Origin of the sequence: Kineococcus sp. G2, from assembly GCF_037154035.1 — a bacterium.
Classification (GTDB): domain Bacteria; phylum Actinomycetota; class Actinomycetes; order Actinomycetales; family Kineococcaceae; genus Kineococcus.
The window spans coordinates 71,226-90,092 of record NZ_JBBBEM010000018.1 but is presented as its reverse complement, the minus strand read 5'-3'; the positions used below and the strand labels follow the sequence as shown (position 1 = coordinate 90,092).

General features: G+C 74.7%; 16 protein-coding genes. 6 read left to right on the top strand and 10 right to left on the bottom strand.

Features of this window, described 5'->3' with window-relative positions:
- Positions 1–55 precede the first annotated feature (55 nt).
- From V9U69_RS04170 to V9U69_RS04135, 8 genes are all read right to left on the bottom strand, one after another.
- Positions 56–1,525 carry a sugar transferase gene (locus V9U69_RS04170; protein ID WP_442907578.1) on the bottom strand — a complete coding sequence of 490 codons (1,470 nt, stop codon included), beginning with the start codon at positions 1,523–1,525 and terminating at the stop codon, positions 56–58.
- A 360-nt stretch (positions 1,526–1,885) separates the two neighbouring features.
- Positions 1,886–3,706, bottom strand: coding sequence for an ABC-F family ATP-binding cassette domain-containing protein (locus V9U69_RS04165; protein WP_337060043.1), 1,821 nt, complete (start codon positions 3,704–3,706; stop codon positions 1,886–1,888).
- 63 nt (positions 3,707–3,769) lie between these two features.
- The gene (locus tag V9U69_RS04160; RefSeq protein ID WP_337060042.1) at positions 3,770–4,723 is read right to left on the bottom strand and encodes a 4-(cytidine 5'-diphospho)-2-C-methyl-D-erythritol kinase; all 954 of its coding nucleotides are present in this window, start codon (positions 4,721–4,723) and stop codon (positions 3,770–3,772) included.
- An 11-nt stretch (positions 4,724–4,734) separates the two neighbouring features.
- Positions 4,735–5,586 carry a 16S rRNA (adenine(1518)-N(6)/adenine(1519)-N(6))-dimethyltransferase RsmA gene (gene rsmA / locus V9U69_RS04155; RefSeq protein ID WP_337060041.1) on the bottom strand — a complete coding sequence of 284 codons (852 nt, stop codon included), beginning with the start codon at positions 5,584–5,586 and terminating at the stop codon, positions 4,735–4,737.
- A gap of 82 nt (positions 5,587–5,668) precedes the next feature.
- Positions 5,669–6,832, bottom strand: coding sequence for a ubiquitin-like domain-containing protein (locus V9U69_RS04150; protein ID WP_337060040.1), 1,164 nt, complete (start codon positions 6,830–6,832; stop codon positions 5,669–5,671).
- Between the two features lie 309 nt (positions 6,833–7,141).
- Positions 7,142–7,975, bottom strand: a complete 834-nt coding sequence (locus V9U69_RS04145; RefSeq protein WP_337060039.1) for a TatD family hydrolase — start codon at positions 7,973–7,975, stop codon at positions 7,142–7,144.
- Positions 7,972–9,795 carry a methionine--tRNA ligase gene (gene metG, locus V9U69_RS04140; protein WP_337060038.1) on the bottom strand — a complete coding sequence of 608 codons (1,824 nt, stop codon included), beginning with the start codon at positions 9,793–9,795 and terminating at the stop codon, positions 7,972–7,974. Before metG ends, V9U69_RS04145 begins: the two co-directional genes overlap by 4 nt.
- Before the next feature lie 60 nt (positions 9,796–9,855).
- A complete protein-coding gene (locus tag V9U69_RS04135; protein WP_337060037.1) occupies positions 9,856–11,082 on the bottom strand; it encodes an acyltransferase family protein in 1,227 nt (408 codons plus the stop codon).
- Positions 11,083–11,327: 245 nt separating this feature from the next.
- Here V9U69_RS04135 and V9U69_RS04130 point away from each other — a divergent pair, with 245 nt between their 5' ends.
- From V9U69_RS04130 to V9U69_RS04120, 3 genes are all read left to right on the top strand, one after another.
- Positions 11,328–11,540 (top strand): DUF3072 domain-containing protein, encoded by a 213-nt coding sequence (locus V9U69_RS04130; RefSeq protein WP_337060036.1) that lies wholly within the window; start codon positions 11,328–11,330, stop codon positions 11,538–11,540.
- A 5-nt stretch (positions 11,541–11,545) separates the two neighbouring features.
- Positions 11,546–12,310: a VOC family protein gene (locus tag V9U69_RS04125; RefSeq protein WP_337060035.1), complete on the top strand. Its 765-nt coding sequence runs from the start codon at positions 11,546–11,548 to the stop codon at positions 12,308–12,310.
- Between the two features lie 91 nt (positions 12,311–12,401).
- On the top strand, positions 12,402–13,427 hold the full coding sequence (locus V9U69_RS04120) for a DUF808 domain-containing protein (protein WP_337060034.1): 1,026 nt from the start codon (positions 12,402–12,404) through the stop codon (positions 13,425–13,427).
- A gap of 25 nt (positions 13,428–13,452) precedes the next feature.
- Here the strand turns inward: V9U69_RS04120 and V9U69_RS04115 are convergent, their stop codons facing one another.
- Positions 13,453–14,415: a quinone oxidoreductase family protein gene (locus tag V9U69_RS04115; protein WP_337060033.1), complete on the bottom strand. Its 963-nt coding sequence runs from the start codon at positions 14,413–14,415 to the stop codon at positions 13,453–13,455.
- A gap of 50 nt (positions 14,416–14,465) precedes the next feature.
- Complete coding sequence (locus V9U69_RS04110) at positions 14,466–15,482, bottom strand: LacI family DNA-binding transcriptional regulator (RefSeq protein ID WP_337060032.1); 1,017 nt, start codon at positions 15,480–15,482, stop codon at positions 14,466–14,468.
- Positions 15,483–15,580: 98 nt separating this feature from the next.
- Between V9U69_RS04110 and V9U69_RS04105 the strand changes: the two genes are divergently transcribed.
- The 3 genes from V9U69_RS04105 to V9U69_RS04095 are packed head-to-tail and all read left to right on the top strand — an operon-like array spanning position 15,581 to position 18,766.
- Entirely contained in the window at positions 15,581–16,888 is a 1,308-nt protein-coding gene (locus V9U69_RS04105) for an extracellular solute-binding protein (protein WP_337060031.1), read from the top strand.
- A 13-nt stretch (positions 16,889–16,901) separates the two neighbouring features.
- Complete coding sequence (locus tag V9U69_RS04100) at positions 16,902–17,864, top strand: carbohydrate ABC transporter permease (RefSeq protein WP_337060030.1); 963 nt, start codon at positions 16,902–16,904, stop codon at positions 17,862–17,864.
- A 2-nt stretch (positions 17,865–17,866) separates the two neighbouring features.
- Complete coding sequence (locus V9U69_RS04095) at positions 17,867–18,766, top strand: carbohydrate ABC transporter permease (RefSeq protein WP_337060029.1); 900 nt, start codon at positions 17,867–17,869, stop codon at positions 18,764–18,766.
- The last annotated feature ends 101 nt before the right edge of the window (positions 18,767–18,867 follow it).

Here is an 18,867-nt window from a genome sequence, read left to right as displayed (position 1 = left end):
GCCCCCGCACCCGGTGGGTGCGGGGGCGCCGCGGGGCGGTGCGCCGGCGGGAGGGTCAGTAGGCGCCGCGGCCGCGCAGGACCGCGCCCGCGGTCTTCCACAGGATCATGAAGTCGAACGTGAAGGACCAGTTCTCCACGTAGCGCACGTCCAGGCGCACCGACTCGTCCCAGTCGAGGTCGGAGCGGCCGTTGATCTGCCACAGGCCGGTCAGACCCGGCTTGACCAGCAGGCGACGGCGCATGTCGTAGCCGTACTTGTCGACCTCCGCCTGCAGCGGCGGGCGCGGGCCGACGAGGGACATCTCGCCGCGCAGCACGTTGATCAGCTGCGGCAGCTCGTCGACGGAGTAGCGGCGCATGACGCGGCCGACGCGGGTGATGCGCGGGTCGACCCTCATCTTGAACAGCACGCCGTTGCCGTCGGTGTTCTCGCGCAGGTCGATGAGCAGCTTCTCCGCGTCGGTGACCATCGAGCGGAACTTGAACATCGGGAAGAGCTTGCCGTCCTTGCCGACGCGCTGCTGCTTGAAGAAGACCGGGCCCTTGCTGTCGAGCTTGATCAGCAGCGCGACGGCCAGCAGCGCGGGGCTGAGCACCAGCAGGGCGACCGCGGCCGCCGTGCGGTCCACGGTGGTCTTGGCCAGGCGGCGCACCCCGTCCAGCTCGGGGCGCTCCACGTGCAGCAGCGGCAGCCCGCACACGGGGCGGATCGCCACGCGCGGGCCGATCACCTCGGTCAGCGCCGGGGCGACGACCATGTCGGCGCGGGTGGCCTCCAGCTCCCAGCCGAGGCGGCGCAGGGCCGGGCCGTCCAGCTCGGGGCAGGAGGTGACGGCCACGACGTCGGCGTCGACGCTGGTGACGGCGTGGCGCACCTCCTCCAGGCTGCCGATGACGGGGATGCCCAGCTCGTCCAGCTCGGCGTCCTCCACCGCGTCGCCCTTCCCGCCCGGCACGCAGGCGCCCACGATGCGCATGCCGTGGTACGAGGCGCGGTGCAGCTGGCGGGCCATGCCGGCCACGGCGGCCCGGTGACCGACCGCCACCACGCTCTGCCCCGCCTCGCCGCGGGTGCGGCGCTCGTGCAGGCGGCGGCGCACCGCGTAGCGGCCCACCAGGGTGAGCACGGTGGCCACGGGGAAGGCGACGACGACGTACCCGCGGGCGACGTCGAGGTTGAAGGCCCAGGAGGAGGTGCCGACGAGGGCCACGACGGCGAGCGCCGCGGACAGCACGCGGTGGAACTCCTCGGAGCCCACGCCGAGGAAGCGCGGTTCGTAGGTCCGGGCGACGCCCATGGCGGCCACCCAGATCAGGGGCAGCAGCACGGCGCAGGCGACGACCGCGCGGCCGGCGGTGCTGTCCAGGTCGGCCGGGCGCCCGTTGAAGCGGGCGAAGAAGCCGGTGAAGGCGGCCAGCGCCGCCACGGCCGCGTCCAGGGCGATGATCTTCTGCACGTAGCTGCGCTGCCAGGCGGGTGTGCGCTCGGGCAGGCCGAGCGTGGTGCGCTGCCGGGGCAGCAGGAGCCGTTCGCGACGTGCCGCGTCGGCCTGCTCGTCCGCCGGTGAGGTGCCCAGGAGCCGGTCCTCCAGCTCACCGGGCCGTGTCCTGGATCCGGGCGCGTCGCTGATGCTCAAAGTCCCCCCTGGACTCGATCGGATCGCCGGTTCGCCGGCTCGGCCACCTGCGCGACCCCACCCCCATGGGACCGCGCGGCGCCGCACAGCGTAGGGGAACGTCACCTGGACGGCGCAAGAGTTCCGCGCCCGTCCGGGCGTGTTCGCGCCGTTCCCCCCGGACGGCCCCACCCGTTCAGCGCAACGTGGTAACCGCATCACGGGGGGTGACCACGGGTCGTGTCGCCGCGGGGACGCGGACCGGCCTCACTCGACGAGCTCGGACGCCTCCATCCACAGCCGCTCGAGCTCCTCGCGCTCGGCGGTCAGGGCGCGCAGCCGGCCGTCCAGCTCGGTGACGGCCGCCAGGTCGGTGGCGCGCTCGGCCAGCTCGGCGTGCAGCCGCTCCTCCTGCTGCGCCAGGCGGTCGAGCTGGCGCTCGACACGGGCCATCTCCTTGCGCGCCGCCCGCACCGCGGCCCCGTCGGCGGCGGGCCGGCGCGCAGCGCCACCACCCGCGCCACCCACCGGGGCCGCCACCTGCGCAGCCTTGGCCCGCGCCCGCCGCTGCAGGTACTCCTCCACCCCGCCGGGCAGGTCGCGCACGGTGCCGTCGCCGAGCAGCGCCACCTGCCGGTCGGTGATCCGCTCCAGCAGGTAGCGGTCGTGGCTGACGACGACGAGGGTGCCGGGCCAGCCGTCCAGCAGGTCCTCCACGGCGGCGAGGGTGTCGGTGTCGAGGTCGTTGGTCGGCTCGTCCAGCAGCAGCACGTTCGGCTCGGCCATGAGCAGCCGCAGCAGCTGCAGGCGGCGGCGCTCGCCGCCGGAGAGGTCGTCCACGCGCGTCCAGGCGCGCTGGGCGGTGAAGCCCAGGCGCTCCAGCAGCTGCCCGGCGGGCACGTCCCGGTCCCCCAGGCGCACGTGGCTGGCGACCTTGTCCACGGCCTCCAGGGCGCGCAGGTCACCGACCTCGTCGAGCTCGCGGACCTCCTGCGAGAGGGTGGCGACCACGACGGTGCTGCCCCGCTTGACCCGGCCCGAGTCCGGCTGCACCGTGCCGTTCACCAGCCCCAGCACGGTGGACTTGCCGGCGCCGTTGACGCCGACCACCCCGACGCGGTCACCCGGGCCCAGCCGCCAGGTCACGCGGTCCAGCAGCCGCTTGGTGCCGTAGGACAGCGAGACGTCCTCGAGGTCGACGACGTCCTTGCCCAGGCGCGTGGTGGCCATCCGGGCCAGCTCCACGGAGTCGCGCAGCGGCGGGACGTCCTCGATGAGGGCGTTGGCGGCCTCGATGCGGAAGCGCGGCTTGCTGGTGCGGGCGGGCGCACCGCGGCGCAGCCACGCCAGCTCCTTGCGCAGCAGGTTCTGCCGGCGCTCCTCGGTGACGGCCGCCACGCGGGCGCGCTCGGCGCGGGTGAGCACGTAGGCGGCGTACCCGCCGTCGTAGGGGTCGACGACCCCGTCGTGGACCTCCCAGACGCGTTCGCACACGGCGTCGAGGAACCAGCGGTCGTGGGTGACGACCAGCAGGGCGCCGGAGCCGGGCGCCCAGCGGGTGCGCAGGTGCTCGGCGAGCCAGGCGACGCCCTCGACGTCGAGGTGGTTGGTGGGCTCGTCGAGGACGAGGAGCTCGCCGGCGGGGTCGGCGGCCAGCAGGGCCGCCAGGCCGACGCGGCGGCGCTGGCCGCCGGACAGGGTGCCGACGGCGGTGTCGAGGCCGCCGACGTCGGAGGCGTCCAGGTCGCCCAGCAGGCCGGCGACGACGTCGCGCACGCGCGGCTGGGAGGCCCAGGCGTGCTCGGGCAGGTCGCCCAGGACGGCTTCGCGCACGGTGGTCGCCGGCGGCAGCGCGTCGGCCTGCGCGAGCATGCTCATGCGCAGCCCGCCGGTGTGGGTGACGCGTCCGCCGTCGGGTTCCTGCTGCTTGGCGAGCAGGCGCAGCAGGGTGGACTTGCCGTCGCCGTTGCGGCCGACGACGCCGATCCGGTCCCCCTCGGACACACCCAGGGAGACGCGGTCGAGCAGCGTGCGCGAGCCGTGCACGACGGTCAGGGCCTCGGCGCTGACCAGGTTGGCTGCGGGCACGGTGCTCCTCCTGCGGGTGGGTGCGGTGGTGGGGACGGCGGTGGGGCGGTGGGGGCGTGGGGCTCAGCGGGCGCGGACGGCCTCGAGCACCCGGGCGCCGGGCACGGGGCCGGTGGCGGTGCGCACCCGCTCGCCGAAGCGGGGCCGCAGCCGCGCGGCGAGGCGGCGGGCGTCGGGGGCGGAGGCGGCCAGGAGGGCGACCGTGGGGCCGGAGCCGGAGACCAGGCCGGCCAGCGCCCCGGCCTCGGCCCCGGCGGCGAGCGTGCCGGTCAGCTCGGGGGCCAGCGAGCAGGCCGCCTCCTGCAGGTCGTTGGCCAGCGCCCGCCCGAGGGTGGCCGGGTCGCCGGAGCGCATCGCGGCCTCCACCGCGCGCAGCCTCTCGCCGGCGTCGGCCTCGGGCACCGGCCCCCCCGACGCCTCCCGCAGCCGGTCGCACTCGGCGAAGACCTCCGGGGTGCTCAGGCCCCGCCCGGCGAGCACGAGCACCCAGTGGAAGGACGTGGTGGTCAGCACCGGCACGAGGCGGTCACCGCGGCCGGTGCCCACGGCGGTGCGCCCGTGCAGGCAGAAGGGCACGTCGGCGCCGAGCTCGGAGCCCAGCTCGGCCAGGGCGTCCAGGCCCAGGTGCAGGTCCCACAGGGCGTCGCAGGCGACGAGCGCCGCGGCGGCGTCGGCGGAGCCGCCCGCCATGCCGCCGGCGACCGGCACGCCCTTGCGCACGCTCAGGTGGGCGCCGCGGTCCACGCCGGCGCGGGCGGCCAGCAGCAGGGCGGCCCGCAGCGCGAGGTTGCGCTCGTCCAGCGGCACGCCGGACGCGTCGACGCCCCCGGTGCCGGTCACCTCCACGGAGAAGGTGTCGGCCTCGGTGGCGGTGACGTCCTCGGTCAGGTCCAGGGCCTGGAACACGGTGACGAGGTCGTGGTAGCCGTCGTCGCGGCGCGGCCCGACCTCCAGGAGGAGGTTGACCTTGGCCGGGGCGCGGGCGGTGACGGACTCCCGCGCGGGACTGCTGAGCACGGGGTCAGACCCTACGGCGTCCCGGCGGCGGGCCGGTGCGCCGCGATCCGGGCGAAGGCGGCCACGTCGAGCTGCTCGCCGCGCGCCGCGGGGTCGACGCCGGCGGCGCGCAGGGCGCTCTCGGCGGCGGCGGGTGAGCCGGCCCAGCCGGCCAGGGCTGCGCGCAGGGTCTTGCGGCGCTGCGCGAAGGCGGCGTCGACGACGGCGAAGACCTCCTCGCGGCTCGCGGTGGTCGCCGGGGCGGGGCGGCGGGTGAAGGCCACCAGCCCGGAGTCCACCCGCGGCACGGGCCAGAACACCGGCGGCGGCACGGCCCCGGCGCGCCGGGCCTCGGCGTACCAGGCGGTCTTGGCGCTGGGGACGCCGTAGGTGCGGCTGCCCGGCGGGGCCACGAGGCGGTCGGCGACCTCGGACTGGACCATGACCAGGCCGTGCCGCAGGGACGGGAAGCGGGCCAGCATCGTCAGCAGCACCGGCACGGCCACGTTGTAGGGCAGGTTCGCCACGAGGGCGGTGGGGGCCGGACCGGGCAGCTCGGTGACGGCCACCGCGTCGGCCAGCACCACCTCCAGGTCGGCGCCGGGGCGGGCGCGGGCGGCGACGGTGGCGGGCAGCTCGGCGGCCAGCACGGGGTCGATCTCGACGGCGACGACCCGGTCGACGACCTCGAGCAGGGCCAGGGTCAGCGAGCCGAGCCCGGGACCGACCTCCACGACGACGTCCCCGGGCTCCAGGCCCGCCACGCGCACGATGCGGCGCACGGTGTTGGCGTCGACGACGAAGTTCTGGCCGAGGGTCTTCGTGGGCCGCACGCCGAGGCGCCCGGCGAGCTCGCGCACGTCCCCGGCGCTCAGCAGGGACACGGGGCCCCCGCCGGGCGGGTGGTCGCGGAGCTCGCCGGGCGCTCGGCCGGGCGGGTGGTCCGGGTGGTCCGGGTGGTCGTGGTCAGAGACGCTTGCCGCACGTGGGCCATTGTCCGGCACCGGAGCGCTGGTACAGCAGCTTGGCCCGGTAGGTCTGCTCGCCGGCCGACGCCTGGCTGGGCAGGCCGCTGCCGCCGACGGAGCGCCAGGTCTGCACGCTGAACTGGTACAGGCCGTGGTACTTGCCGCTGGCGGAGACGATGCCCGGGTTCCCGCCGGACTCGCAGGCGGCCAGGGCGGCCCAGTTCAGCGAGTCCACGCCGCCGCCGACGGAGCCGCCGCCGGAGGACGACGAGGAGCTGCTCGCGGCGGCGGGCGCCGGGGCGGGCTTCTCCTTCGTGCCGACCTGCACGACCTCCTCGACGGGCTGGACGTCGACGGTCTCGCCGACGGCGTCGTGGCTGACGCGCACGCCGTCGCGGAAGACGTCGTCGAAGGTGACGGTCTTGGAGCCGTCCACGCCCTCGGTGACGACCTTCCGCTCGCCCTCGTACAGGGCGTCGGTGCGCTCGGTGCGGCTGCCGTGGGCGATCGCGACCTGCTCGGTGCTCTGCGAGCGGTCCACGCGCACGACCTGCACGCGCATCTCGGGGGTCACGCGCGCGGCGGTGTCCACGGAGACCTCGTCGCCCTCGCGGACGGTGACGCCCGTCTCGGCGAGCAGGGCGGCGACGTCGGTGGCCGTGGTGGTCACCGCGCGCTCCTGGCCGTCGGCGACGACGACGGCGGCCTTGGGGGTCACCACGTCCAGCGCCAGGCCCGCGCGCCCCAGGGGCTGCGAGCGGGAGGCGGACAGCTTGGCGCCGTCGGCGCGCACGTCCAGGTCGGCGAGGGCCTCCTCGACGGTGCGGGCGGTGGTCCAGCGGACCTGCTGCTCGCCGTCGACGGTGAGGGTCAGCTGCCGGCCGTAGCGCACGACGATGTCGGTGCCGTCGACGACGGGGGTGTCGACGGCGGGGGCGACGATGTCGTGGGGGCCGACCTCGACGCCCTCGGACTCGAGGACGTCGGCGACGGTGCCGCCGAAGACGCTCAGCTCGGTGCGCGAGCCGTCGGCGTCGAGGGTGACGTCCTTGTCGAGGGCGGTGAACGCCACGGCACCGCCGAGCACGGCCGCGAGGACGGTGCCTCCGGCGGCGACGCGGACGGTGCGGGACGTGGCGGGGAGGAGGGTGCGCAACTGCACGAGGAGTCCTTCGACGTGCTTCCCGGGCACGAGCGCGGGCGCGGACCGGTGTGAGGGGGACCCCCGTCCCCCACGTCGGCCGTGGCGACCGGCCTGCTCGATCCGGCCGACTGCGCGGGACCGTAACCGCGCTGACACCGTTTCGACAAGTTCCCGTGATCCCTGGAGCGCGGTCACGGCGAGTGATCACGCGGGGTCGCGCCGTGGACGGAACGTGATCACCGGGGGGAGGCTCTGCGGTGCAGCGCGTTCGGGCGCGGCGCCGCCGGGCGGGCGCGGCCCCGCCCGGCGAGCTCGGGGTGACGCAGCTCACCAGGGCCCGTAGACGGCCTCCGTGGTCGCGGCCAGCTGCCCGCACAGCTGCTCCAGGTCCGTCCCGAGGGTCTCGGCCATCGAGCGCACGGTCAGCGGGACGAGGTAGCCGGCGTTGGGCCGGCCGCGGTGCGGCACCGGCGTCAGGTACGGCGCGTCGGTCTCCACCATGATCCGGTCGTGGGGCGCGGCGCGCAGGGCCTCGCGCAGCGGCTCGGCGTTCTTGAACGTCACGGTGCCGGCGAAGGACAGGTAGTAGCCGGCCTGCGCGCACGCGCGCGCCATCGCCGCGTCGCCGGAGAAGCAGTGGAAGACCGTGCGCTCCGGGGCGCCCTCCTCGGCCAGCACGCGCAGGACCGCGTCGTGGGCGTCGCGGTCGTGGATCTGCAGCGCCAGGCCCAGCTCCTTGGCCAGGGCGATGTGCGCGCGGAAGGACTCCTCCTGCAGGTGCCACTGCTGCGGCGGGGTGCGGAAGAAGTCCAGCCCCGTCTCCCCCACCACCCGCACGCGCGGGTGCCGGGCGAGCTCGCGGACCTCGGCCAGGGCCGCGTCCAGCTCACCGCGCTCGACGAGGCCGGGCACCTCGTTGGGGTGGATCGCCACCCCGCCCAGCAGCTGCGGGTGCCGCTCGACGGCCTCGACGGTCCAGCGGGCGGCGGGCAGGTCGCAGCCGATCTGCACCGAGCGCGGCACCCCCGCCTCGGCGGCGGCCGCCAGCAGCGCGGCGACCTCCGCCTCGGACGCCTCGAGGTCGAGGTGGGTGTGGTTGTCCGCCACCGGCACCGGCAGGGGCTCCGGCGCCGGCGGCCTGGACGTCTCGCGCGGGCTCACCCGGCGTCGGGGTCCTCGCCCCGCAGCCGGCGGTGCTCCTCCTCGACCACCGCGTCGATGTCCAGCTTCGTGAAGACCGGCTTCGGCGGCGCCACGGGCGTGCCGGGCACCACGCGCACGGACCCCCACCCCGGCAGGTTCTCACCGCGCCGGTAGTCGCCGGTGAGGACGGGGTACGAGCGCGACGCGTCGTCGAGGTCGGTGACCTCGCGCAGCTGCGGCATCGGCGAGACGGTGCCGGTGCCGCCGAGGACCTCGTGCACCGCCTGCGCCGAGTGGGGCAGGAACGGCGAGAGCAGCGTGCGGCAGTCCGAGACGGCCTGGGCCGTGACGTGCAGCACCGAGCGCATCCGCTCCGGGTCGGAGTTCTTGATCTTCCAGGGCTCCTGCTCGGTGAGGTACTTGTTGACCTCGCCGACCACGCGCATCGCCTCGGAGATCGCCGCGCGCTGGCGGTGCGCCTCGATGAGGCCGCCGACCGTGCCGAAGGCCCGGCCCGTGGTCTCCAGCACCCGCCGGTCGGCGTCGGTGCGCTCACCCGCCTCGGGGATCGAGCCGACGTTCTTGGCGATCAGGCTGGCGGTGCGGTTGACGAGGTTGCCCCAGCCGGCGACCAGCTCGGAGTTGGTGCGGGTGGCGAACTCCTGCCAGGTGAAGTCGGCGTCGTTGTTCTCCGGGCCGGCCGCGGAGATGAAGTACCGCAGCGCGTCAGGCTGGTAGCGGGCCAGGACGTCGCGCACGTAGATGACGACACCGCGGCTGGAGGAGAACTGCCTGCCCTCCATGGTGAGGAACTCGCTGGCCACCACCTCGCTGGGCAGGTTCAGCGCCCCGAACCGGCCGGGCTCACCGCCCCGCGCGCCCAGCCCGTCGTGGGCCAGCAGCTCGGCCGGCCAGATCTGGGAGTGGAAGGTGATGTTGTCCTTGCCCATGAAGTAGTACGACTGCGCGGACGGGTCCGTCCACCAGGCCCGCCAGGCGTCGTCGTCGCCGGAGCGGCGCGCCCACTCCACCGACGCCGACAGGTAGCCGATGACGGCGTCGAACCACACGTACAGCCGCTTGGCGGGGTTGTCCTCCCACCCGGGCAGCGGCACCGGGATGCCCCAGTCGATGTCGCGGGTCATGGCGCGCGGCTTGAGGTCCTCCAGCAGGTTCTGGGAGAACTTCAGCACGTTGGGCCGCCAGCGGCCCGACTCCGCGCGCGTCTGCAGCCACGAGCCGAGCGCGTCGGCCAGCGCCGGCAGGTCCAGGTAGAAGTGCTCCGTCTCCACGAACAGCGGCGTCTCGCCGTTGATGCGGCTGCGGGGGTTCTTCAGCTCGATCGCGTCCAGCTGGTTGCCGCAGTTGTCGCACTGGTCGCCGCGGGCGCCGTCGAAGCCGCAGATGGGGCAGGTGCCCTCGACGTAGCGGTCCGGCAGGGTGCGCCCCGTGGACGGGGAGATGGCGCCCATGCCCTTCTTCGGGACCATGTACCCGTTGCGGTGCACGGTGCGGAACATCTCCTGCACCACCGCGTAGTGGTTGCGCGTGGTGGTGCGGGTGAACAGGTCGTAGGCCAGGCCCAGGCCGTGCAGGTCCTCGGCGATGACGCGGTTGTAGCGGTCCGCCAGCTCCTGGGGGCTCACGCCCTCCTGCTCGGCCTGCACGAGGATCGGGGTGCCGTGCTCGTCGGTGCCCGAGACCATGAGGACGTCGTGACCCGCCATCCGCATGTACCGGCTGAACACGTCGGAGGGGACGCCGAAGCCGGCGACGTGGCCGATGTGGCGGGGGCCGTTGGCGTAGGGCCAGGCCACCGCGGACAGGACGTGGGTCATGGAGCGATCCTAGGGCGCCGCCCCCGGCGGCCGCGGAGAGCCGGGGCGGGCCCCGGGGCGCTACGGGGTGGGCCGGCCGGACCCGGCCTCCGGCGGACGGACCGCGGCGGGCCGAGGGGGATGCACGGGGTGGCCGGGCTGGGCGGGCACCGGCGGGTGGACCGCGGCGGGCCGAGGCAGCTGCACGGAGCGGGGACCACCCGGCAGGGCGAACAGCCACGAGGCCCCGGCGCGCAGCAGCAGCGCGTGCACGCCCACGGACCCCAGGACGAGCGCCGCCGACAGCACCGGCGGGTAGAGCAGGGCGGCGACCTGCGGCAGCGGGCCGGGCAGGGCGCTCAGCAGCCGCTCGTCGAGGACGAGCAGCACCGGGTGCAGCGCGAACAGCAGGACGGGGTGCAGCACGTACACCGGCAGGGTCCGGCGGCCCAGGCGCACCCAGGGCGCGGCCAGCCGGGGCAGTGAGGCGGTCAGCTGCACCGCGAGCAGGACGCCGGCGATCACCGCGAGCAGCCGCAGCGGCAGCTCGGCCAGGGCCTGGCCGACGACCCCCGGGTCCAGCCGCCACAGCAGGACACCGGCGCCGAGCAGCCCGGTGGCGGCGGCCGCCGCCCGCAGCGGTCGCGGGCGGGCGGCCAGCTCCCGCAGCCGGCCGGCGCACGCGGAGCCGAGGAAGTACCACACGCCGTTGCGCAGGACCGGCTCCGACCACACGGGCGTCGGCAGCCAGGCGGCGAAGGAGGCCAGGGCGAGCGCGGCCGCCGCGGCGACGACGACGGCCCGGGGCAGGCGGGCGGTGAGCTTGCCGATCGCGAAGTACAGGGCGAGCGCGTAGAGGAACCAGGGGCCCACCCCTCCGGCGAGGCCGGCGGTGAGCCACCCGGCGGGGTCCGTGGGCACGACGAGGCCGAGGCCGCCGGCCTCGAGCCCACCGCCGGCGAGCGCGCCGACGGCCAGCGCGGTGAGGGTCCACAGGAGCAGCCACACCACGTGCAGGTAGGCGTAGGTGCCCACGCGCGGGCGCAGCACCAGCGACCAGGGGCGCTGCAGGGCCCGCACCGCGAAGAAGCCGGCCACGACGAAGAAGAGCGGCATGCGCAGCGGGCGCAGCACCTCGTTGAACATCGACCACAGCCACTGCGCGCCCGAGGCACCGGGCCAGGCGCGCTCGACGACCGGCAGGTAGTGGAACCACGTGACGTGCCCCAGCACGACGAGCGCCACGCTGGCGCCCTTGGCCGCGTCGGCCCACTCCTGGCGGCTGGTGGCGGGCGCGGGCTCGTTCACGACGGTCTCCCCCGTTGGCTTCGTCTCCTCCGACGGCTCGCCACCCGACGGTGACGGCTCGTCGCCGGGGGTGAGACTAGTGATTCGGGAGGGGGCCGGGTGGGTGATCCGCTGATCCGTTCGGGTGGTTCGCCCCGGTGCACCGGGAGGGTGCCCACCCGCCCGGTGCCGCGGCCGCCGGCCCGGGTGCCCCCGCGGCCGCGCTCACCGGGCGCGCGTCGGGGCCGCGTCGTAGCGTCTGGCGCGTGAGCGAGAACGAGACCCCGGACCCGACGCAGAACGCCGAGAAGGACCCGGAGACCTGGGTCACCGGCGACGAGCCGATGACCGGCCCGCAGCAGAGCTACCTGCAGACCCTGGCCCGCGAGGCCGGTCGCGACCTGCCCGAGGACCTGACGAAGGCGCAGGCCTCCGAGCTGATCGACGAGCTGCAGCAGCAGACCGGCCGCGGGCAGTAGCCGCCGTGGTGCCCGCGCCCGGCGTCGCACCCGGGGCCGGGGCCCGGCTGGCGTCGGTCACGGTGGACGCGGCCGACCCGCCCGCCCTGGCGCGCTGGTGGGCCCGCGCGCTGGACTGGCGCCTCGGTCACGCCGACGCCGGCGAGGTGGACGTCGACCCGCCCGAGGGCGAGCCCGGGGTCCCGCTGGTGTTCGTGCCGGTGCGCGACGCCAAGACCGGGCCCAACCGCGTGCACCTGGACCTGGACACCTCCTCCCCCGCCGAGCAGCGCGAGACGGTGCAGTTCCTGCTCGACACCGGCGCCCGGCGCGCCGACGTCGGGCAGGGCGACGCCCCGTGGGTGGTGCTGGCGGACCCGGAGGGCAACGAGTTCTGCGTGCTGGACCCGCGCCCGCAGTACGAGGGCTGCGGGCGGGTGGCGGCCGTCGTGGTGCAGGCGCTGCGCCCGCCGGCGCTGGCCGCCTTCTGGGCGCCGCTGACCGGCTGGGACGTCGTGCGCTCGGACCCGGCGGCCGCGGCGCTGCGCGAGGGCCGGCGCGGGCCGTACCTGGAGTTCGTGCGCACCGCGACGCCGCACGCGGTGAAGAACCGCTGGCACCTGGACGTGCGGCCCACCTCCCCGCCGCCGGGCCAGGACCGGGTCGTGCGCGCCGCCCGCGAGGCCGGCGCCCGGCCGGTGGGCGTCGGCCAGCACCGGCGCGTCAGCTGGGTGGTGCTGGCCGACCCGGAGGGCAACGAGTTCTGCGTGCTGTCCGGCCGGGCGGGCTGACCCCCGCCGGGTGCGCCCGGGGCGCCGGGCGGACACCATGGGCACGACCGGCACCCGCCCCAGGGGCCGGCCGGACGGAGAGGACCTTCCCGTGAGCGGTGGACTCGTGGCCCTGCTCGACGACGTGGCGGTGCTGGCGCGAGCCGCCGCCGCGTCCGTCGACGACATCGGCACCGCGGCGGCGCGGGCCGGGGTGAAGGCCGCCGGCGTCGTCGTCGACGACACGGCCGTGACCCCCCAGTACGTGCGGGGCCTGGCGGCCGAGCGCGAGCTGCCGATCGTCCGGCGCATCGCGCTGGGCTCGCTGCGCAACAAGCTGCTGCTGATCCTGCCCGCGGTGCTGCTGCTGAGCCAGTTCCTGCCGTTCCTGCTCACCCCCATCCTCATGCTCGGCGGGGCGTACCTCTGCTACGAGGGCGCGGAGAAGATCTGGGGCAAGCTCAGCGGCCACGGCCACGGGCACGGCGGCGGTGAGCAGCTGGCGGACGAGGACACCATCGTCTCCGGGGCCGTGCGCACCGACTTCATCCTGTCCGCGGAGATCATGGTCATCTCGCTCGACCAGGTCACCGAGGAGCCGTTCGTCACCCGGGCCGTGGTCCTGGCCGTGGTGGCGGTGCTCATCACCGCCCTGGTGTACGGCGTGGTGGGGCTGATCGTGAAGATGGACGACGTGGGGCTGCGCCTGTCCCGCTCCTCCGGCGGCGCCGTGGCGCGGCTCGGGCACGCCCTGGTGAAGGGGATGCCGCGCCTGCTGACCGCCCTGACCGTCGTCGGGACCGCCGCGATGCTGTGGGTCGGTGGGCACATCCTGCTGGTGGGCGCCGACGAGCTGGGCCTGCACGCCCCCTACGGGCTGGTGCACCACGCGGAGGAGGCGGTCCACGAGGCCACCGGGGCGCTCGGCGGCGTCCTGGGCTGGACGACCAACACGCTGGGCAGCGCGCTCGCCGGGCTGGTCGTCGGCGCGCTGGTCGTGCTCGTGGTGACCCTCGTCGGGCGCCTGCGGGGAGGCCGCGGCGCGCACGGGGACGGAGCCCACGGTGACGGGTCCCACGAGGGCGGAGCGTCCGGGAGCACGGCGGTGCGCCGCGGCACCGCGCACGGGGACGCCTGAGCCGGCTCCCTCCGGCGGGGCGGCCTCAGGGCAGCAGCAGGAGCTTGCCCGTGGTGCGCCGGCCCTCGAGGTCCTCGTGCGCGCGCCGGGCGTCGGCCAGCGGGTACGTCGCCCCGATCCGCACGTCGAGGCGCCCGTCCGCGACCAGGGCGAACAGCTCGCCGGTGCGCGCCAGCAGCTCGGCGCGGTCCTGCGTGTACGACGCCAGCGTGGGCCGGGTCAGGAACAGCGAGCCGGCGGCGTTGAGCCGCTGCACGTCGAACGGGGGCACCTGCCCGGACGAAGCGCCGTACAGGGCGAGCAGGCCGCGCGGGCGCAGCGCGCTCAGCGAGCCGTCGAAGGTGTCCCTGCCGACGCCGTCGTAGACGACGTCGACGCCGCGGCCGCCGGTCAGCTCGCGGGCGCGGGCCGCGGCGCCGGCGTAGCGCACGACCTCCTCGGCGCCGGCGGCGCGCGCCAGGTCGGCCTTCTCCTCGGTGGACGTGGTGGCGAGCACCCGCCCGCCGCGCAGCCGCACCAGCTGCGTCAACAGCAGGCCCACCCCGCCGGCGGCGGCGTGCACGAGGGCCCAGGTGCCGTCGGTGACGCGGAAGGTGTCGGTGGCGAGGTAGTGCGCGGTCAGCCCCTGGAGCAGCACGGCCGCCGCGGTGCGCGCGTCCACGCCGTCGGGCACGGGGACCAGCTCGGCGGCGGCGACGACGACCCGCTCCGCGCAGCTGCCGGCCCCCTCCTTCCACGCCACGAGGTCACCGGGGGCGAACCCCTCGACGCCCTCGCCGGCGCGCACGACGCGACCGGCCCCCTCGCTGCCGAGCACGGCGGGCAGCGCCAGCGGGTACACCCCGCTGCGGCGGTAGGTGTCGATGAAGTTGACGCCCGCGGCCTCCACGGCGACGAGCACCTGCCCCGGGCCGGGCTCCGGCTCCGGCAGGTCGGCGACGGTGAGGACCTCCGGGCCGCCGGTGGCGGTGATCTGCACGGCTCGCACGGCACGATCCTGCCGCACGCCGCGCTCGCGGCACCGATCGACCGGACGGGTCAGCCGCCGGTGCTCTCCCGGACCACGAGGTGGTGCTCGGCGGTCAGGGTGCGCGCCGGCACGTCCAGCCCGTCGAGGCGCTCGGCCAGCAGCGCCAGCGCCTGCCGGGCGAGCGAGGTGCGGTCGATGGCGACGGTGGTGAGGGTGGGGGCGCAGAAGCGCGACTCCTCCACGTCGTCGACCCCGACGACCGCGACGTCCTCGGGCACGCGGCGGCCCAGGCGGCGCAGGGCGTGCAGGGCGCCGAAGGCGAGCAGGTCGTTGGCGGCGAAGATCGCGTCCACGTCGGGGCGGGCGGCGAGCAGCTCGGCCGTGCCGTCGTGGCCGTGGCCGCGCTCCCACTCCGGCGTCGGCTGCAGGAGCTGCGGGTCGACGTCGACCCCGGCCCGCTGCAGCGCGCGCCGGTACCCGGCGACGCGCTGGGCGAGCACCGGGGAGCGCTCGGCGTCCTTGTCGCCGAGGAACGCCACGCGGCGGCGGCCGAGCTGGAGCAGGTGGGTGGTGGCCAGGTCGCCGATGGCGGTGGAGTCGATGGTGACGCGGTCGGCGTCGGCGCCCTCGCCGTTCTCGCCGATGAGCACCGCGGGGGTCCGGTCGCGCCGCTCGGCGAGCACGCCGGTGGGGATGTTCAGGGGCACGAACACCAGCCCGTCCACCATGCGCACCCCGAACCCCTCGGCGGCCTGGCGCTCGCGGACGGGGTCGGCGTCCGTCTGCTCCACGAGCAGGGTCAGCCCCCGCTCGCGGGCCGCGTCGACGAGGGCGCTGGTGAGCTCGCCGTAGTAGGGGCTGGTGACGTGCGGGACGGCCAGCGCGATCAGGCCGCTGCGGCCCTGGCGGAGCTGACGGCCCATCCCGTTGGGGCGGTAGTCCAGCTGCTCGATGAAGGCGCGCACGCGCTCGCGCATCTCCGGGCGCACGTGCGGGTGGTCGTTGACGACGTTGGAGACCGTCTTGATCGAGACGCCCGCCGCCGCGGCGACGTCCTTGAGCGTCGTCGCGCGGGTCGCTGGCATGGCCGAATCGTGGCACAGACCGGTGTCGTCGAGCGGCTTGACCTCACGACAACCCCCGTGCCACCTTGTCTTCCAACGTTGCAAGGAGGAGGTCGAGGGTGACCGCACCATCTCGCCGCGCGTTCCTGCGCGGTACCGCTCTGACTGCCGGACTGGCGGGCACGGGCGTCCTGGGCTCCTGCGCCACACCGATCACGTCGGTGGGCGCGGAGTCGTCCCTGCAGTACTGGAACTTCTTCGCCGGCGGCGACGGCCTGCGCATGATCGGGCTGGTCGACGCCTTCCGCGCCGAGCACCCCGAGATCGACGTGACGGCCACGACGCTGGCCTGGGGCTCGCCGTACTACACGAAGCTGGCCATGGCGGCGGCCGGCGGGCGGCCGCCGGACGTGGCGTCCATGCACCTGTCGCGCCTGCCCACGTTCGCCGAGCACCTGCTGGAGCCGTTCGACCTGGACGAACTGGCGGAGCTGGGCATCACCGAGGCGGACTTTCCCGCCCCGCTGTGGCAGAAGGCCACCGTGAACGGCGAGCTGTTCGCCGTGCCGCTGGACTCGCACCCCTTCGTGCTGTTCTACAACACGGAGATCTGCGACGCGGCGGGCCTGCTGGGCCCCGACGGGAAGCTCAACCCGATCAACAGCCCCCAGGAGCTGATCGAGTTCGGCCGCCGCTGCGCGGAGGTCACCGGCGGCAACGGCATCGCCTACGCCGCCGCCGACGCCTTCGTGAACTGGATGATGTTCTGGACGCTGTACAGCCAGAACGGCGGGACACTGGAGCTGCCCCCCGGCGGGACCGCGCAGTTCGACCGCGAGAAGATGATCGAGGTCCTGACCTTCATGCAGGAGTTCACCGACGGCGAGGTCGTCTCGCAGACGGCGGACGCGGCCGGCGCCATCGCCGTGTTCGGCTCGGGCCAGGCAGGCATCCTGCTGACCGGCGAGTGGGAGGTCAGCACCTTCCTGACCACCGGCACGCCGTTCTCCATGCAGGAGTTCCCGCAGCTGTACGGCACCGATGCGGTGCGCGGCGACGGGCACAGCTTCGTGCTGCCGCGCCAGCGCGACCTGGACGAGGAGAGCCGGCGCAACGCCTACCTCTTCGTCGCCTCGGCGCTGAAGAACTCGCTGTCGTGGGGCGAGGGCGGGCACATCCCCGCCTACGGCCCGGTGAGCGAGTCCCAGGAGTACCTGGCGCTGACACCGCAGTCGAACTACCGCGAGGCGGCCGACAAGATCGCCTTCGACCCGGACGCGTACTTCTCCGGATCGGGCTCGTCCCTCATGGGCCAGGCCGGCCAGATCCTGGCTGCGCTGCACCTGCAGAGCATCACGCCCGACGAGGCCGTCGACCAGCTCGAGGCGTGGTTGAACAAGCAGCTCGCCACCCCGAGCCCGGTCTGAGGAGGACACCGACATGGCCACCACCACGACGACGTCCACCGTCTCGCCCGGGCCCGCCCGGCCGCTGGACGGCCGCGTCCCCAAGAACAGCCTGACGACCAACCGCGGCGGGTTCTGGTTCGTCCTGCCCTTCCTCGTCGTCTACGCCCTCTTCACGATCATCCCCGTCCTGTACGGGCTGGGGATGAGCTTCTTCGACGTCAGCCTCGCCGGCAGGCCCGCCCAGTTCGTCGGCCTGGACAACTACGCCGAGCTCCTCGGCGACTCCCAGGTGTGGCGCACCCTCGGGCACACCCTGCTGTTCACCGTCATGAGCACGGTCCCGCTCGTGCTCGTCGCCCTCGGCATGGCGCTGCTGGTGCAGTCCGGGGTGCGCGGCCAGTGGCTGTGGCGCTTCTCCTTCTTCGCGCCGTTCCTGCTGCCCGTCGCCACGGTCGTGCTCATCTGGCAGTGGTTGTTCCAGAACGACCTGGGGTTCATCAACAACACCCTGGCGCAGTGGGGCCTGCCCACCGTGGGCTGGCTCACCGATCCGAACATGGCTCTGCTGTCCACCGTGATCATCACGGTGTGGTGGACCGTGGGCTTCAACTTCCTGCTGTACCTGTCGGCGCTGCAGGCCATCCCCGAGTCGATCTACGAGGCCGCGGCCATCGACGGCGCCGGCCCCTTCCGCCGGCTCGTGTCCATGACGCTGCCGCTGCTGAACCGCACGACCGGCCTGGTGATCATCCTTCAGGTCCTGGCCTCGCTGAAGGTCTTCGACCAGATCTACATCCTGTGGGCCGGCGGCACGGGCGGCCCCGAGGGTGCCGCCGCCCCGATCCTGCAGTACGTCTACGACTCCGGTTTCGTGAACTACCGGCTGGGCTACGCCTCGGCGATCTCGTACTTCTTCTTCCTCCTCATCATCGCGGTGTCGCTGGGGCAGCTGTGGCTGACCAACCGTCGCAGCGCCAACCGGAAGGGACAGTGACCATGGCGACCCTCGCACCGTCGCGGGCGACGTCCGGCCGTCGCCCCTCCCGCTCGAGCGATCCGCGCGGACCGAAGGCCCCGCTGGGGATGCGGGCCCTGATGGTCACCGGCCTGGTCGTGGTGTCCCTGCTGTGGCTGGCGCCGCTGCTGTGGGCGCTGGACACCTCGCTCAAGCCCGAGGCGGAGACCACCGCGGTCCCGCCGCAGTGGATCCCCGAGTCCGGGTTCACCCTGGACGCCTACCGCTCGGTCCTGGGCAGCGACGACCTCATCACCTGGTTCGTCAACTCCACGGTGGTCGCGATCGCCGTGACGGTCCTGACGGTGACCGTCTCGGCGCTGGCCGCCTACGGGTTCTCCCGCACCTCGTTCCGCGGCAAGAACTTCCTGCTGGCGCTGACCGTGGCCGGCATCATGGTCCCGCCGCAGATCCTGATCGTGCCGCTGTACAAGCAGCTCATCGTGATGGGCATGGTGGACACCTACTGGGGCATCATCCTCCCGCAGCTGGTGGCGCCGGCCATGGTGTTCATCCTGAAGAAGTTCTTCGACGGCGTGCCCAAGGAGCTGGAGGAGGCGGCCCGCGTGGACGGCGCCGGCACCTTCCGCATCTTCTGGCAGATCATCATGCCGCTGTCGCGCTCCATCATCGCGGCGGTCGCGATCTTCGTGTTCATCGGCGCCTGGAACAACTTCCTGTGGCCGTTGATCGTGACCTCCGACCCGAACCTGATGACCCTGCCGGTCGGCCTGGTCACGGTGCAGAGCACCTTCGGCATCCGCTACGCGCAGGTCATGGCCTCCGCCATCCTGGCGGGCCTGCCCCTCATCATCGTGTTCATGCTGTTCCAGCGGCAGATCATCAAGGGCGTCGCCACCACCGGCCTCGGCGGCCAGTGACACCCTGATCGGGGACGGGCGTGCGGCAGCGGCCGCGCGCCCGTTCCCTGCGTTCCACCTCCCCACCTCTCCACCCCGCACGACAGCCCCAGGAAGGACCC